10 protein-coding genes are annotated in these 15,447 nt (G+C 74.2%); 4 read left to right on the top strand and 6 right to left on the bottom strand.

Annotated features, from left to right (window positions below):
- From tagF to phnD, 5 genes are all read right to left on the bottom strand, one after another.
- Positions 1-482 (bottom strand): type VI secretion system-associated protein TagF (tagF, locus tag ACIY1X_RS10285; RefSeq protein ID WP_399680294.1); only part of this gene is annotated, 482 nt, incomplete at its 3' end.
- Positions 483-484: 2 nt separating this feature from the next.
- On the bottom strand, positions 485-4,096 hold the full coding sequence (gene tssM, locus ACIY1X_RS10280; RefSeq protein WP_399680292.1) for a type VI secretion system membrane subunit TssM: 3,612 nt from the start codon (positions 4,094-4,096) through the stop codon (positions 485-487).
- On the bottom strand, positions 4,093-5,412 hold the full coding sequence (locus tag ACIY1X_RS10275; protein WP_038203983.1) for a DotU family type VI secretion system protein: 1,320 nt from the start codon (positions 5,410-5,412) through the stop codon (positions 4,093-4,095). Before ACIY1X_RS10275 ends, tssM begins: the two co-directional genes overlap by 4 nt.
- Positions 5,409-6,749: a type VI secretion system baseplate subunit TssK gene (gene tssK / locus ACIY1X_RS10270; protein ID WP_399680290.1), complete on the bottom strand. Its 1,341-nt coding sequence runs from the start codon at positions 6,747-6,749 to the stop codon at positions 5,409-5,411. Before tssK ends, ACIY1X_RS10275 begins: the two co-directional genes overlap by 4 nt.
- A gap of 313 nt (positions 6,750-7,062) precedes the next feature.
- The gene (gene phnD, locus ACIY1X_RS10265; RefSeq protein WP_399680288.1) at positions 7,063-8,079 is read right to left on the bottom strand and encodes a phosphate/phosphite/phosphonate ABC transporter substrate-binding protein; all 1,017 of its coding nucleotides are present in this window, start codon (positions 8,077-8,079) and stop codon (positions 7,063-7,065) included.
- 145 nt (positions 8,080-8,224) lie between these two features.
- Here phnD and ACIY1X_RS10260 point away from each other — a divergent pair, with 145 nt between their 5' ends.
- The 4 genes from ACIY1X_RS10260 (at position 8,225) to ACIY1X_RS10245 (ending at position 14,216) form a co-directional block, all read left to right on the top strand.
- Positions 8,225-10,156, top strand: coding sequence for an ATP-binding protein (locus ACIY1X_RS10260; protein WP_399680286.1), 1,932 nt, complete (start codon positions 8,225-8,227; stop codon positions 10,154-10,156).
- Positions 10,157-10,373: 217 nt separating this feature from the next.
- Positions 10,374-11,399, top strand: a complete 1,026-nt coding sequence (locus tag ACIY1X_RS10255) for an ABC transporter substrate binding protein (RefSeq protein ID WP_399680284.1) — start codon at positions 10,374-10,376, stop codon at positions 11,397-11,399.
- A gap of 13 nt (positions 11,400-11,412) precedes the next feature.
- Positions 11,413-13,407: an ATP-binding protein gene (locus ACIY1X_RS10250; protein ID WP_399680282.1), complete on the top strand. Its 1,995-nt coding sequence runs from the start codon at positions 11,413-11,415 to the stop codon at positions 13,405-13,407.
- Between the two features lie 8 nt (positions 13,408-13,415).
- Complete coding sequence (locus ACIY1X_RS10245; protein ID WP_399680280.1) at positions 13,416-14,216, top strand: hypothetical protein; 801 nt, start codon at positions 13,416-13,418, stop codon at positions 14,214-14,216.
- Here ACIY1X_RS10245 and ACIY1X_RS10240 read toward each other — a convergent pair.
- Positions 14,156-15,447: glycosyltransferase family 2 protein (locus tag ACIY1X_RS10240; RefSeq protein ID WP_399680279.1), on the bottom strand; the 1,292-nt coding region annotated here is incomplete at its 5' end. The genes ACIY1X_RS10245 and ACIY1X_RS10240 overlap by 61 nt on opposite strands.

Raw genomic sequence — 15,447 nt, 5'->3', positions numbered from 1 at the left:
GGCGCCTCGGCCGCGTCCTGCTGCACCGCCTCGTCCGCCGCACCGGCATGGCGGGCCAGCGCCTCGTCGAAGCGCGCGGCGTCGAGGTCCTGCTCCAGCCCCTCCAGCGCGGCCTGCACAGCGGCCTGCCACCAGCGGCATGCCGCCGGCCAGCCGCCGGCCGGCAGCGCCGGCAGCTCGCAGGCCACGGTGAAGGGGAAGTAGCGCCCCACGCCGTCCACCGAGGGCATCAGCACGCCGATCCAGGGCGCGTCGCCGGCCACGCCCGGCGCCAGCACGAAGCACCACAGCGGGCCCTGCAGGTAGTGCTGCGCCCAGTCCTCGTGGCGCAGGCGCATGCCTTCCATGCCGTGCTGCAGCCAGGCGTCCCAGCGCGCGCGGAAGGCCTCGGGCAGGCGCCGGTGGGCGAAGTCGCCCATGCCGGGCAGCTTGCCGAACCAGCCCGGCAGCTCGCCCGGATGCGCCAGCGGCAGCCCCTGCATGTTCACAAACCCTCCGGACACGAGAACTGCAGCAGCTCCGGCATGCGCAGCGGATGCCGCACGCTGTTGGTCGTGACTTCGAAGCGGGCGCGCCGCGCGTCGAGCTGGAAGGTGATGAAGAACTTCTCCGGCGCATCGCCCGGCTGGAGCTGGCCGCGGTCCAGCATCTTGAACAGCGCCCACGGCCCTTCGGTCACCTGGCCGGAGGTGCCGCCCGCCGTCGGCGGCTGGATGTTGATGCGCACCTGGTTGGTGTTGCGCGGGCCGGGCCACTGCACCGTCATCGGCACGATGGGGCCGTGCGCGTACTTGACGAGCTGGCCGTCCACGTCGAGCGTGAACTGGGTGATGCCCGCGTCCAGCTCCACCGGCCTGAAGTCCAGCCGCATCGCCGGGCCGCGCCCGCCGCCGCGGAAGAACACCTGCTTGATCATGTCGGCCCGCTCGAACTGCTGCAGCGCGGCGGTGGAGATGGCGCCCTGCTCGGCGACCGGCTTGTAGCGCCACGGGCGGCGGCTGGTGTCGACCAGCTGCGCCAGGCGCTTCTGGAAGAAGTCGTCCATCATCCCGCCGGGGCCGAACATCTGGCCGAAGTCCTCGGGCAGCACGTCGCGGCTGCTGCTCTCGACGAAGGGGTAGCGCCCGGCGATGGCGCGGCGGCAGAACTCGGTGACGGGCTGCAGGTCCTGGCTCAGGTTGCCGCGCTCGGCCACGCGCGCCTGCGCGGCGCCGGTGGTGCTGAGGTTCTCGATCATCGAGCGCACCGGCTCGGGCAGCCGGCCCGCGTCGGACTTGAGCTTGCCGGCCACGTCGCCCGGCGGCGGCGAGCTGCGGCTCTTGACGGCCGTGTCCACCGCCGTGAGGTAGACGTACACCTCGTTGAAGAGCTTGAGCGCGTCGTCCAGCGGCGCCGGCGCGTTGGGCACGGGCGAGACCACCAGCCGGCGCAGCGGCTCGAAGCGGTCGTCGACGATGCTCTCGATGCTCTTGCCCGGCGGCAGCTGCAGCCGTGTCGGGTCGTTGCTGCCGAAGAGTTCTTCCAGCCCCTTGCGGGTGTTGCGCACCGTCTCGGCCGCCCGGCTCACGGTGGACTTGTCGCCTTCCTTGGGCGTGAGCGTGGTCTCCTTGACCACCGCGCGCAGCAGGTTGGCCAGCGGCGAATCGACGCCCGAGAGGATGCGCGCCATCTCGATGTTCTTCTCCAGCCCGCCGGCGCGGATCAGGCGCACGTCGGCCAGCAGGGCCTCCCACACCTTCACGTACTCCTGCAGGTACAGGCGCCGCACGCGGTCGGTGAGCGGGCCCAGGTCGGCCGCCTCGCGCGCGCGCTCGGCGGCGCCCTTCTCCTGGCCGAGCACCCACGGGTCTTCCGCCGCCAGCAGGCCGGTGACCACCACCACCTGGCTCTGGAAGCGCTTGTGGTAGCCGTCGTAGGTGAACATGCCGGGCACGCCCTCGGTTAGCGGCTTGCCGCTGGGCCGCTCGAACACCAGCGGCGCCGAAGGGCCCGCGGCCTGCGCGATGGTGAAGTCGGGCACGTCGCGGCCCAGGCGCTGGCGCTTGAGACGGCTGAAGATGCGCGCCTCGGGCGGGTAGCTGGCGAGCAGCGCGCGCACGCTGCGCACCAGGTTCTCGTCCATCGCCATCGGCACGCGCGGCGGGCCCTGCGCGATCAGCGCGTCGAGCTGGTCTTCCAGCAGACGGCGCTGGTCCTCGGGGACGCCACGGTCCAGCGTGCGCGCCCAGTCCAGCGTGATCCAGGCCTTCAGCGCCTCGGCGTCGAAGTGCTCCGGCTGGTGGATCATGAGGTAGCTCTTGAGCGCCTCGTAGGCGAACTCCAGGTTGTCCTTGCCGGCGCCGCGAAGCTGGTCCTCGATGCGCTTGGCCAGTTGCGGCAGGAAGGCCTCGTTGAGCGCGCGCTGGTAGGCCGTGTGCGCCGCCGCGTCCAGCTTGTCGCCCTGGTACAGGCCCAGCGTCATCGCGAGAGACGGATCGCCCTCGCCGTTCTTCGGCGTGCGCCAGATGTCGCGCAGGCCCTGCATCACCGGCGCGAGCTGCACCGGGTTGTGCACCTGCGGCGGCAGCGCGGCGAGCTGCTCGCGCATCGGCCCGACGCGCTCCTGCACCGACTCGACGTAGCCGGTGTTGCGCCAGGCGCTGTAGCCCCAGGCAGCCAGCAGGCCGACGGTGGCCAGCACCATGGCGCTGACGCCGGCCAGGCGCAGCACGTGGCGGCGGCGCTCCAGCTTCACGTCGACGCCGGCCAGGCGCTGCTCGGGGAAGACCACGTCCTTGAGCAGCGTGGTGAGGAAGTAGCTGCGGCCGCTGCCCCGCTGCGGCGCGAGGATGGCGCGCTCGATGCCGAAGCTGCGCGCCAGCGAGCCCATCACGCGGTCGATCGGGCTGCCCTCCTGCGTGCCGCTGGTGAAGTACACGCCGCGCACCCAGGGCGGCTGCGCGAAGCGCGAGCCGGTGAAGACCTGGTCGAGCAGGTCCTGCAGCAGCGGGCCGACCGAGGCGAACTGCGCCGGGAAGCCGAAGATGGCGGCGCGGCGCTGGCCGTCGGTCTCCTGCTGCATGCGCTCGACCAGGCCGTTGTTGACGCGCTCGTGCAGCAGCGCGAACTCGCGCTGGAAGGGCGCGGCCAGGCCGTGCTCGGCCAGGTGGCCGCCCTCCTCCGGCGGCAGGGTGAAGCCGAAGACCTGGGCGCGCTGTTCCTTGCCCAGGTCGGCGAAGTACTCCATGAAGCCGTAGAGCAGGTCGCTCTTGGTCACCAGCACGTACACCGGCAGGCGCGTGGTCAGGCGCTCGTCCAGCTCCAGCAGGCGGGCGCGGATGGAAGCGGCCAGCGCGCTGCGCGCCTCGGTGCCCTGGCTCAGCAGGTCGGCCACGCTCACGGTGAGGAACACGCCGTTGAGCGGACGGCGCGGGCGCGACTTCTTCAGGAGGGCGAGGAAGCCGTCCCAGGCGCCCTTGTCTTCCGCCGCGTGGCTGTCCTGGGTGGTGTAGCGGCCGGCGGTGTCGATCAGCACCGCCTCGTCGGTGAACCACCAGTCGCAGTTGCGCGTGCCGCCCACGCCGCGGATGGCGCCGGGGCCGAACTTCTCGGCCAGCGGGAACGACAGGCCCGAGTTCACCAGCGCCGTGGTCTTGCCCGAGCCCGGCGCGCCGATGAAGACGTACCACGGCAGGTCGTACAGGTAGCTGCCGCCCGACAGCGACAGCCAGTCGCGCCAGCCGGGCTTCCTGCCGGTGGCCGCCAGGCGCATCTTCTTGAGCGTGGCGACGGCCTCGGAGAAGCGGTCGGCCAGCACCTTCTGCTCGGCGCTGCCCGGCGCCGCGGCGGGCGCGGACGCGGCGGCGGGTGCCTTCATCAGCCCGTCGGTGAGCTGCTGGCTGGCCTTGCGCACGCGCCAGCGGCGGATGGCCCAGCGCAGCAGCACGATCAGCACCAGCACGCCGATGACGATGGCGCGCGCCAGCTCGCTGGCCAGCGGCGCGAACTCGCCGACCTTCACCAGCGGGCCGATCCACCACACCAGCACGGCCAGCGCCACCAGCGCCAGCACCGTCAGCAGCACGGGGTGGAACAGCAGTCTGAGGACTTTCTTCATCGCTGCGCCTCCGCGGGCTTCACGCCGCCGGCGCCGGTGATCAGCACGATGTCCACGCGCCGGTTGCGCGCGCGGTTGGCCGGCGTGTCGTTGGGCGCGACGGGCTCGGCGTCGGCCTTGCCCTCGGCCTTCATGCGCGCGGGGTCGACCAGCGGCGCCAGCGCGGTGCGCACGGCCTCGGCGCGCGCGGTGGACAGGTGCCAGTTGGACGGGAAGCGCAGCGAGCGGATCGGCTGGCTGTCGGAGTGGCCGGTGATCAGCACCTCGCCCTGCACCTCGGCCAGCGCCTGGCCGATGCGCACCAGCACCGGCATGGCCGGCGCCATCGGGTCGGCGCTGCCGGAGCTGAAGAAGGCGTCGCCGCGCAGGCGCACGGTGCTGCGGTCGGCCTCGTCGGTGACGGTGACCAGGCCCTGCTTGATCTCGGGCTCCAGGAAGCGCGCCAGCCGCGGCGCCTTGGCCGGCACCACGGGCGGCGCGATCTTCACGCCCGGCATGCGCAGGCCGGCCAGTTGCGACCAGGTGTCGTCGGAGCGGTTGTTCAGCCAGATGCGCAGGCCGAACCACGACAGCGCCAGCAGCAGCAGCAGCACCGAGCCGATGACCCACAGCGGCACCGCGTCGCGCAGCCGCGCCGTGCCGCCGCCCTGCCCGCGCCAGTGCGGCGACAGCGCCGGCTCCAGCGCCGGGCGGTCCTTGCGGATCAGGTCGGCCAGGCGCTGGCGCACGGTGTCGAGCTGCGCCTTGCCGTTGTCGAGCACGCGGTAGCGGCCCTCGAAGCCCAGGGCCAGCACGCAATAGATGAGTTCGAGCAGGTCGCGGTGCTTGGGCACGTCCTGCGCCAGCTTGGCCAGCAGCTGGAAGACCTTCTCGCCGCCCCAGGTCTCGTTGTGGAACTGCACCAGCAGGCTCTGCTTGTTCCAGCCCGACTGCACGCCCCAGGGCGTGTTGGCCACCGCCTCGTCGAGCGCGGTGCACAGGATGTAGCGCGCTGCCAGCACCGTCTCGTTGGCGGCGCCGGCCTTGCGTGCCTCCGCGTCGAAGCGCTGCACCGCCTCGGCCGCGCCGGCGCGCAGCGCCGGCACGCTGGACGGCTGCGCCAGGTGGCGCAGCTTGCCCATCAGCACCAGCAGCCGGCCGGCCGCCGACACCAGCGGGTTGAGCAGGCCCAGGCCGCCCAGCTCGGCCGGCAGCGGCTCGGCGGCGGCCGCCGGGGGCATGGCGGGCGGCGGCGCGCCGCCGCCGGGCGTGCGCGGCTTGGGCTTGATGACGGTGCGCTCGGACTCGAACGCCGCGAAGGGATCGGGAGTGCTCATGACCGTATCGCCCAGAACGCCAGGTCGAGGCCGGGGAAATCGCCCGCGATGTGCATCGCCATGCCGCCGGACTGCTCGAGCTGGCGCCACAGCTCGCTGCCGCGCGTGTCCAGCTCGAAGTAGTTGGCCCCGGCGTGGAAGGGGATCTGCCGCGGCGCCACCGGCAGCGGCGCGAGCGCCACGCCCGGCAGCTGCAGGTTGACCAGGTCGCGGATGCGCTCGACCGGGCCGATCTTGACCTGCGTGGGGAAGCGCGCGCGCAGCGCCTCGGCCGGCATGTGGGACTGCACCGCCAGCACGAAGGTGGCGTTGCGCTGCAGTTCCACGTCGGGGATGAGCGCCACGCGCACGCCGTGCTTGCGGTCGTGCAGCTCGATGCGGATGGCCGACTGCTCCAGCACCATCGACAGGCTGCGGCGCAGGTCGTCCATCAGCGGGCGGAAGCTGGCCTCCAGGTCGTCGTGCACGTAGGGGCCGAAGCGCGCCGAGCGGCGCGCGTCGCGGAAGGTGCCCAGGTCGCCGGCCAGGCCGAGCGCGTGCTCGTAGAAGTGCAGCGGATGCAGCGCCGCCGTGCGTGCGAGATGCGAGAAGTGCGCGAGCACCGGCTCGTGGCGGTTGACGGTCTGCAGCAGCATGAAGTCGGCGATCTCGGCCACGCCGCCGGTGCCGCCCTGCGTCATGCGGCCGGCCAGGGCCTCGGCGCGCTGGCGCAGCAGGCCCAGCAGTTCCTCCACCCAGCCGCGCACCACCGCGCTGGCCGCCACGTCGAGCAGCGGCGGCACGTGGGTGCGGTGCAGGCTCACCTGGTTGTCGGTGCGGCGCTCGACCACCCGGGCCACCGGCAGCGTGGTCCAGGCGTCGGTGGCCTCGCCGGCGCGCAGCAGGCGCGTGTGCAGCGCGCCGAGTTGCACGGTGGCGGTGCGCTCGCCGCCGGTGTTGGAGTCGGGCACCTCGGCCTCGGTCACGCGGTGGCGCACCAGGTCCTCGTAGCCCTCGGCGTCGGCCTCGCGCGCACCCGCGCGGCGCACCGGCAGCGCCAGCACCACGGCCTCGTCGCGCATCGCGGCGGGGATGTCGAGGGGTTCGGGCAGCGGGTCCACCGCCGGCATGTCGAACACGGTGCCGTCGCCGAACACGCCGACGGCGCGCACCAGCGCGATCTTGCCCAGGGCCAGCGCGGCGGCGTCGAGTTCGAGTTCGGCAAACCCCCAGGCGCAGGGCACGGTGCCGCGCAGGAGCACGTGCCGTGCGTGGTCCGCATGGCGCTCGGCCTGCTGCAGGTGCTGGGGCGCCAGCAGCATGCCCTCGCTCCACACCACTTTCGATCGCCAGCTCATCCGCGCGTGCTCCGGGGTCGGAATCGAGAATCCATGCGGCTATCCAGGTGTGTGCAAGCGGGCGGCCCGCACCGCAGGCGGCGCGAAGGGGGCCAGGGAACCGGAAGTTTCAGTGTGTGTCCGGCGCGGGCAAATCCGTCGGACGGCCTAGGCCGCGCAGGATGGCTAGGGCGAAGGGCTTAGATGTTCCACGGCGCGGCGCCTCGAGCCGGAGGCCGCGGAGCAGGCCAGGCGGGACCATCCGCGGAACCGGCTTGGCCGGGCCGCAGGATGTGGCCGAAGCGGAACGAAGTCCGCGAAGACTGGGGGTGGTTTACGGATTCGCGCCGCGCAATGCCGCCTGCTGCTCGGCGTACTGGCCCTCGATGCGCGACAGCCGCGCCTGGCGCGCGGCCTCGTTGACCCATTGCCCGGTCAGCGCGTTCTGGCGCGCGAGCTGGTAGGCCAGCCTGGCGGCGGGCAGCAGCGAGCTGTTGTCGGCCGCGACGAAGCCCGCCAGGTCGTGCAGCGCCTTGAGCACGGCGCGCTCGGCGTCGCCGCGCGGGCCGGGGGCGCGCGCATAGCCGGTCAGGAAGGCCTGCACCTGCGCCTGGAAGGCCGGCGGGTAGTCGCCGCGCATCACGATCTGCGCATGCGGGATCAGGTCGGACTCCCACAGCACCTGCAGCCGCGCCGCCTCGGCCGGGAACTGCAGCTTGAAGCGCTCGAAGTCGGCCGTGTTGTTGGTCGCGACGTCGGCGTCGCCGTTGGCCACCGCCAGCGCCGCGGCCTGGTGGGTGCCCACCAGTTCGCTGCGGAAGCGCGTCTCCATCACGATGCGGTTGGGCAGGAACAGCTGCAGCTGCGGCACGATGTAGCCCGACACGGAACGCGCCTCGCCGCGCGCCAGGCGCCAGCGCTCGGGTGTCTCCAGCACCGCCTGCAGCGTGGCCGGCTGCGTGCCGCGGCGGCCCAGCAGCAGCGCGCGGTAGCCGGGCAGGCCGTCGTGGCGGGTGACCTGGGCCACCACCTTCATGCCGTGCAGCGTCACCGCATCCAGCGCCATGCGGCCCGAGAGGAAGGCCATGTCGACCTCGCCGCGCTGGATGGCCTGCTCCAGCGCCGCATAGGAGGTGACGGACAGCACCGACACCGGCCGGCCGAGCGCACGCGCGAGGTCGGCCAGCAGCGGCTCCCAGTCGTTGCGCGACTCGAAGGCGCCGCCCAGGGGCAGAATGCCGAAGCGCACCGGCGCCGCCGCGTCCTGCGCCCGCAGGGCCAGCGGGCTGGCCGCCAGCGCCATCAGCAGCGCGCGCCGGCCCCACGCCACGGCGGCACCGGTCGAAGGCATGCAGCAGGAAGGAGCGAGGAGCGCGCGCATCGGAGGCAGGGAGCCAATCGCAAACCGGGCACTGGCCATGCGGCCACTGGCCGGCACCGCAGGGGTCGGCACACAATTAGAAACCAATCGACCCGTCTTTTGTGAAGTGGTGGGCTTGAGCGACGCACTTTCTTCCCCCGCCGAACCCGCGGCGTCCCCTGTCGAGGGGACGCCGTCGCGCGCCGCCGGCCGGCGGCTGGCCGACCTGTCGCTGGCGCAGCAGCTCGTGCTGCTGGCGGTGCTGCCGGCCCTGCTGGCGGTGCTGGGCACCGCGGCTCTCCTGACGCGGCAGTACCTCGGCGGCGTCACCGAGCTGGTGCGCGCCAACGCGCAGAGCATGGCGCTGCAGGTGGCGACGGCGGCGCAGGGCCCGCTGGCGCGGATGGACCGCCGCGCGCTGATGCGGCTGGCGCAGTCGGGCATCCAGCAGCCGCACGTGCAGCAGGTGCAGGTGTGGTCGGAGGACGGCGAGATCGTCGCCAACGCCGAGACGCCGGACCGCCGGCGCGAGGCGGGCCTGCAGATGGTGGTGCCGGTGATCGACGACGTCGGCCAGCCGGGCGGCAAGGTGATGGTCGAGATGAGCCTGGACGCGCTGGACAGCGCGCGCCGCACGCTGTGGCTGAACGTGGCCGTGATCCTGGCCGCCTGCGTGCTGGGCGTGGTGCTGGCGGGCCTGTGGGCGGCGCGGCGCATCAGCGCGCCGATCCGCCAGCTCGGCGCGGCGGTGGACCGCCTGGGCGCCGGCGAGGAGGCCAGCGTCGCGGTGCGCGGCACGGCCGAGGTGCGGCGCCTGCAGGCGGGCTTCAACGAGGCGGCGCGCGCGCTGGCCGAGAGCCGCCGCCTGCTGCACAGCCGGGTGGACGAGGCCACCGCCGAGCTGGCGCGCAAGAACCAGCAGTTGGAAGTGGCCAGCCAGGCCAAGACGCGCCTGCTGGCCGCCGCCAGCCACGACCTGCGCCAGCCGCTGCATGCGCTGACGCTCTTTTCCGACGGCCTGGCCAGCGGCGAGACCGACCCGGCGCGCCTGACGCGCATCGCCCACATCCGCGAATGCGTGGAGTCGCTGGACCGACTCTTCTCCGAGCTGCTCAACCTCTCGCAACTCGACGCCGGCGTGGTGCAGCCGCAGTGGATGGAGTTTCCGCTGGACCGCCTGTTCGACGAGATCAGCCGCAACTTCCGCCCGGTGGCCGAGCAGCAGGAGCTGCGGCTGGTGGTGCGCAAGACCGAGCTGTGGGTGCGCAGCGACTACGTGATGCTCTCGCGCATCCTGTCCAACCTGGTGTCGAACTCGCTGCGCCACACCACCGCCGGCGGCGTGCTGGTGGGCGCGCGGCGGCGCGGGCGCACGGTGCGCATCGACGTGTGGGACAGCGGCGTGGGCATCGCGCCGCAGCACCAGGCGCGCGTGTTCGAGGAGTTCTTCCAGATCGACCCGCAGCGCGGCCGGCGCGGCATGGGCCTGGGGCTGGCCACGGTGCAGCGGCTGGCCGGGCTGCTCAACACGCGGGTCGACCTGCGCTCGCGCCCCGGCCGCGGCACCTGCGTGAGCGTGACGGCGCGGCTGGCGGCTCCGCAGGCGGTGCAGGCCCTGCCGGCGGCGTCGGTGCCGGTGCTGCCCTCGGACGACGAGGCGCGGCTGGACGGCGTGACGGTGATGGTGATCGACGACGAGCGCACCATCCTCGAGGGCCTGCAGGTGGTGCTGTCGAACTGGGGCGCGCGCGTGCTGCCGGCGCAGAACCGCGCCGAGGCGCTGGACCTGGCCGCGCGCTGGGACGCGCCGCCCGACGTGGTGGTGAGCGACCTGCTGCTGCAGGGCGGCGACAACGGCCTGGACCTGCTGGCCGCGCTGGAGCGGCACCCGAACGGCATCGGCGCGGCCACCGCGCGCCTGCTGGTCACCGGCGAGACCAAGCCCGACCGCCTGCGCGAGGTGGCGGCCGCCGGCGTCGCCGTGCTCTACAAGCCGGTGGCGCCGCGGGCCTTGCGCCAGGCCATCCGGGCGCAGCTGGCGAAGGTGCGCGAGTCGGCTCTGCCGTAAGGCATATCCCGCCGGCGGTCCATCGCAGGGGGCAGGTGTGCGATCGTGCACGCCGCCGCCGCCGTGCGCGCGTGTTCTAAGCCCTCTGCCTTATCGCCTGGCGACACCCCCCTGCGTACATTGGAAGCGCCCGCCTTTCCGGCGGGTCAGCCTCCTTTCCGCCGCCCCGATGACGCCTCCGGCCCTCCGCCTCCTTGTCCTGCTTCTCCGCCGCCCGGTGGCGCGCGTCCTCGCGGCGCTGCTGCTGAGCCTGCCGCTCCTGGGCCTGCCGGGGCTCGCCCACGCGCTGGCCTGGCGGGTGCTCACCGCCGACGACCTGCCGGCGCACGCGGAGTTCGTGCGCGCGCTGCGCGAGCCCGCCGGGCAGGCCGCGGCCGCCCCTGCCATCGAGATCGTCCGGCTGGACGCCGGCGGCGCCCTGCCCGCCGCTGCGCCGGAGAGCAACGAGGACAGCGTGGTGGCCGGCGTGCGCACGCGCAGCCTCACGCGCGACGCGCCCGCGGCGCACGCGCTGCCGCCGGAGGGGCTGACCATCGCCCTCGGCGCCGCGGCCGCCCGCGCCGCGCTGGCCCAGCCCGGGCGCGAGCCGCTGCTGCTCGCGATGCTCAGCCGCCTGGACTACGAGGACCTGCGCAGCCTGCCCGCCCTGCGCCAGGCGCAGCGCCGCGTCGGCGTGCTGCTGCGCGAGCCGGCGATGGCCGACCAGCTCGCGCTGGTCGACGCCGTGCTGCCCGGCAAGCGGCGGCTGGGCCTGGTGGTCACCGGCGAGTCCGCCCCGATGGTGGAGGAGCTGCGCCGCGCCGCCGCCGCCACGGGCAGCGGCTGGCAGCTCAACGTGGAGGCCGCGCCCGACGCGCGCTCGCTGGCCGCCGCCCTGCGCGCCGTGCTGCAGGACAGCGATGCGCTGATGGTGCTGCCCGACCTGATCGGCGACAGCCAGGCCGCCACGCTCGCCGTGCTGCGCGCGGGCGCCAGCGCCGGGCTGCCGGTGTTCGGCACCAGCGAGGGCATGGTGCGCTCCGGCGCGCTGGCGGCGGCCGTCTCCACGCCCGCCCAGCTCGCCCGGCAGGCGCGCGGCCTGGGCGAGCGCCTGGTGGCCTCGGCCGGCCAGGCGTCCGCCGCGCCGCTCGTCGAAGGCGCCACGCCCGCCAGCGTGCGCGTGAACGCCACCGTGGCGCGCGGGCTCAAGCTGCGCGTGCCCAGCGAGCAGGAGCTGGCGCAGCGGCTGAGCGCGCCCAGATGAGCGCCGCCCGCCCATGAGCGATCCGCCTTCGGTGCCCGCGGCCCTGCGCGAGACGGCGGCCAGCAACAGCGCCCCCATGCCGCTGACGGCCGAGGCGCCGCCGCCGCTGCGCGTGCGCGGCAGCCTGCAGGGCGACCTGGTGCGCCTGGGCGTGCTGCCCTGCGCGGTGCTGGCGCTGGCGCTCACCGGCTGGTTCACCCACGCCCGGCTGGCCACGCTGGAGGCCCAGTTCAACGCCGAGGGCCAGGCCATCGCGCGGCAGGTGGCCGCCATGTCCGACCTGAGCCTGTACGCCGGCGACGTGCCGGCGCTGCAGAACGTCGTCGGCGCCGCGCTGCGCGGCGGGCAGGCGGCGCGCATCGAGATCAGCAACAGCGCCGGCATCTTCGTCGCCGCCGGCCCCGCGCCGGCGGGCGACGCGCCGCTGCGCACCTTCTCGGCGCCGGTGACGCTGCGCGAGGCCTCGCGCGCGGCCGCCTTCGCGCCGGCCGGCTCCACCACCGCGGGCGACGCGCCCATCGGCCTGGTGCAGGCCTTCCTCGACACCACCGCCCATGCGCAGGAGCGCACGCGCACGCTGATGACCGGCATCGGCCTGGCGGTGCTGGCGCTGCTGATGGCCTGGGCCGCCGTGCGCCACATGGCGCGCAGCATCGCGCGGCCGCTGCGGCGCGTGACGCGCACCGTCGCCGCGCTGCAGGCCGGCCAGTTCGACGCCCGCTGCGACGTGGCCGCGCCGCCGCCCCGCTTCTCGCACGCCGGCCGCGCCGAGGCGCCGCATCACGAGTTCGCCGACCTCGCGCGCGATGTCAACCGCCTGGCCGAGCGGCTGCAGCAGCACCAGCAGGTGAGCGAGCAGCGGGTGCGCGAGGCCACGGCGGTGGCGCTGATGCGCATGGCCGAGGCCGAGCAGGCCGCCCTGTCGCGCGCGCGCTTCCTGGCCGCCGCCAGCCACGACCTGCGCCAGCCGCTGCATGCGATGGGCCTGTTCATCGACGGGCTGCTGGACGGTGCCACCGAGGCCCAGCGCCCGGCGCTGGCGCGCCTGCAGGAGAGCGCCGCCTTCATGGGCGTGCTGCTGGACGACCTGCTGGAGATCTCGCGCCTGGACGCCCAGGTGCTGGCGCCCACGCTGGCCGACGTGCCGCTGGCGCCGATGTTCGACGCGCTGGCGGCGCAGCACGCCGCGCGCGCGGCCGAGGCGCGCGTGCGCCTGGTGTGGCGCGACCGGGGCCGCGCCGTGCGCAGCGACGCCGCGCTGCTGCAGCGCGTGGTCGGCAACCTGGTGGCCAACGCCATCCGCCATGCGCCGCTAGACGGCACGGTGCTCGTCGCGGCGCGGCCCTGCGCCGCCGGCGTGCGCATCGAGGTGCGCGACAACGGCGTGGGCATCGCGCCGATCCACCAGTCGCGCATCTTCGAGGAGTTCTACCAGGTGGCCAACACCGAACGCGACCGGCGCCAGGGCTTCGGCCTGGGGCTGGCGATCTGCGCGCGCATCGCCGCGCTGCTGGAGACGCGCATCGCGCTGCGCTCGGCACTGGGTCTGGGCAGCACCTTCTCCGTCGCGCTGCCGGCCGCCGAGGGCGCGGCCGCCGCGGCGGCGCCGGCGCCCGCCCCGGTTCCGGCCGGGCTGGCGGGGCTGCGCTGCCTGGTGGTGGACGACGACCCGGCCATCCTCGAAGGCACGGCCGCGCTGCTGCGGCAGTGGGAGTGCCGCTGCGACACCGCCGCCACCGCACACGAGGCGCTGGCGCTGCTGGAAGCCGACGGCACGCGCTACGACGTGCTGCTGTGCGACCTGCAACTGGCCGGCGGCGAGGACGGCATGGACGTGGTGGCGGCGGCGCAGCGGCTGCATCCGCAGGCGCAGACCGTCATCGTCTCCGGCGCCACCGGGCCGGAGGACCTCAAGCGCCTGCGCCAGCACGGCGCGATGCTGCTGACCAAGCCGGTGGCGCCGGCCAAGCTGCGGGCGCTGCTGGCGGCCCGCAGGCTCGCGGCATGATGCGGCCCATGAAGGACCTCAGCGCCCTGCGCGACATCCGCCCCTTCGTCGCCACGCCCAGCTACACCGGCGCGCTCACCTCGGTCTACGTGCGCAGCCTGCTGGGCCTGGTCAACGCGGCCTGGACGCACGGATTCGCCATGCAGACGCGCTTCCTGGACGGCGACAGCCTGGTGCCGCGCGCACGCAACCGGCTGGTGGCCGAGTTCATGGCCGACGCGCGCTGGACGCACCTGTTCTGGATCGACGCCGACGTCGGCTTCGAGCCCGACGCCGCCCTGCGCCTGCTGCTGTCGGGGCACGAGGTGGTGGCCGGCGCGTACCCGCAGAAGACCGATGGCTGGCCGGCCCAGGGCCTGGCCGAGCCGCTTCCCGCGGGCAGCACGCGCGAGGACTTCGAGGCGCGGCATGCGGAGTTCCCCGTCAACTTCGCCGGGCCGGCGCCGGCCCGCGCGGACGCGGACGGCTTCGTCGAGGTGCAGGACGCGCCCACCGGCTTCATGCTGATCGAGCGCAGCGTGTTCACCCGGCTGGCCCAGGCCATGCCCGAGCTGCGCTACACGCCCGACCACATGGAGGACGCGGCCGCCGCCGCGCAGCCGCACTACCGCTTCTTCGACGTCTGGGCCGAGCCCGGCAACGGCCGCTACCTCAGCGAGGACTTCGCCTTCTGCCGCCGCTGGCAGTCGATCGGCGGCCGGGTGCTCGTCGACACGCGCTCGCGCCTGAGCCACACCGGCGCGCGCACCTACCGCGGCGACTTCGCGCGCAGGCTGGCGGACTCCGGCGGCAGGCCCGACATGTCGTAGCCGCGCGCCGGCGCCACCGCGGCCAGCCGCAGCGCCGGGCCTTCCTCGGCCAGGTAGTCGTAGCCGATCGCCTGGAAGCGGCGCTCGGGATCGAGGCGGTTGTAGCGCTCGCGCCGCGCGATCCGGTCCTGGCGGCGCATCGAGCCCAGGTGATAGAAGCGGTAGTAGCTGCGCAGCAGTTCGCCGCTCTGCGCGACCACGTCGGGATACCAGGGCCCGTGCAGCGCGGGCGCGGCGTCGAAGGCGATCTGCTGCGGCAGCCGGAACAGGCACACGCGCGACTTGCGGCCCCAGACGCCGTCCACGCGGAAGCGGTCGGGCGCGTCCCACAGCTCGCAGTTGGCCAGCGACAGGCAGGACAAGCGCTCATCCGGCAGCGAATCAACGATCGCGCCCAGATGTTCGAGGAAGAGCGTCTCGTAGCGCTCGTCGGCGTCGCAGGGCAGCACCCAGCCGGCGCCGTGGCGGCGCGCGCATTCCAGCAGCCGGCGGCGGTTCTCGCGCTCGTTCCAGACATGCGGCTCGCGCGGCGGGTTGGACAGCAGCTCCAGCAGCTTCGGCTCGCGCCGCAGGATGTCCGCGGTGGCGTCGGTCGATCCGTCGTCGAGCGCCACGAAGCCGTCGACGTGCGCGCGCAGGTGCGCAAGACAGCCTTCGAGCCACTGCGCCTCGTTACGCACCTGCATCACGCAGACGATGCGCAGCCGCGAGGTCAGCCGCTGCGGTGCGCCGGCGCTGCAGCGCGGGCAGAAGTAGTGCGGCGCCGGCTCGTGGTGCAGCATGCGCGCGCAGATCTCGCACTGGCGGCGCGAGCCCATGGCGAGCACCGGCGCCGGCTGCAGCCAGGCGGGCGCGGCCGCCGCCTGCGGCGTGTCGCGGCGCGCGATGCGCGAGAAATCACGGCCCCACCCGTCCTCATGCGGCCCGTTGGCGCGCACCGCCGCAGGGGTGCAGCGCTGCCAGTCGACGTCCGCGTCGAAGCGCTCGCCGCCGTCGCGCGCCTCGAAGGACAGGTGCAGCAGCCGCAGCGCGGTGCAGGCCAGCAACTGCCGGCCCGCCATTTCCAGGCGCACGCGGAAGTCGTCGTCGTCGCCGCCCCACTCCTCGAAGGACTCGTCGTAGCCGCCGACCGCATCGAAGGCCTCGCGTGCGCAGCACAGCGAGCCGTAGAAGGTGCGCAGGTACGGTGCCTCGGGCACCCTGGCCGCGAACAGCGCCTGCAGCGGCTCAT

The organism is Xenophilus sp., from assembly GCF_044462705.1.
Lineage (GTDB): Bacteria > Pseudomonadota > Gammaproteobacteria > Burkholderiales > Burkholderiaceae_C > Xenophilus > Xenophilus azovorans.
This window is presented reverse-complemented; position numbering and strand designations above follow the sequence as displayed.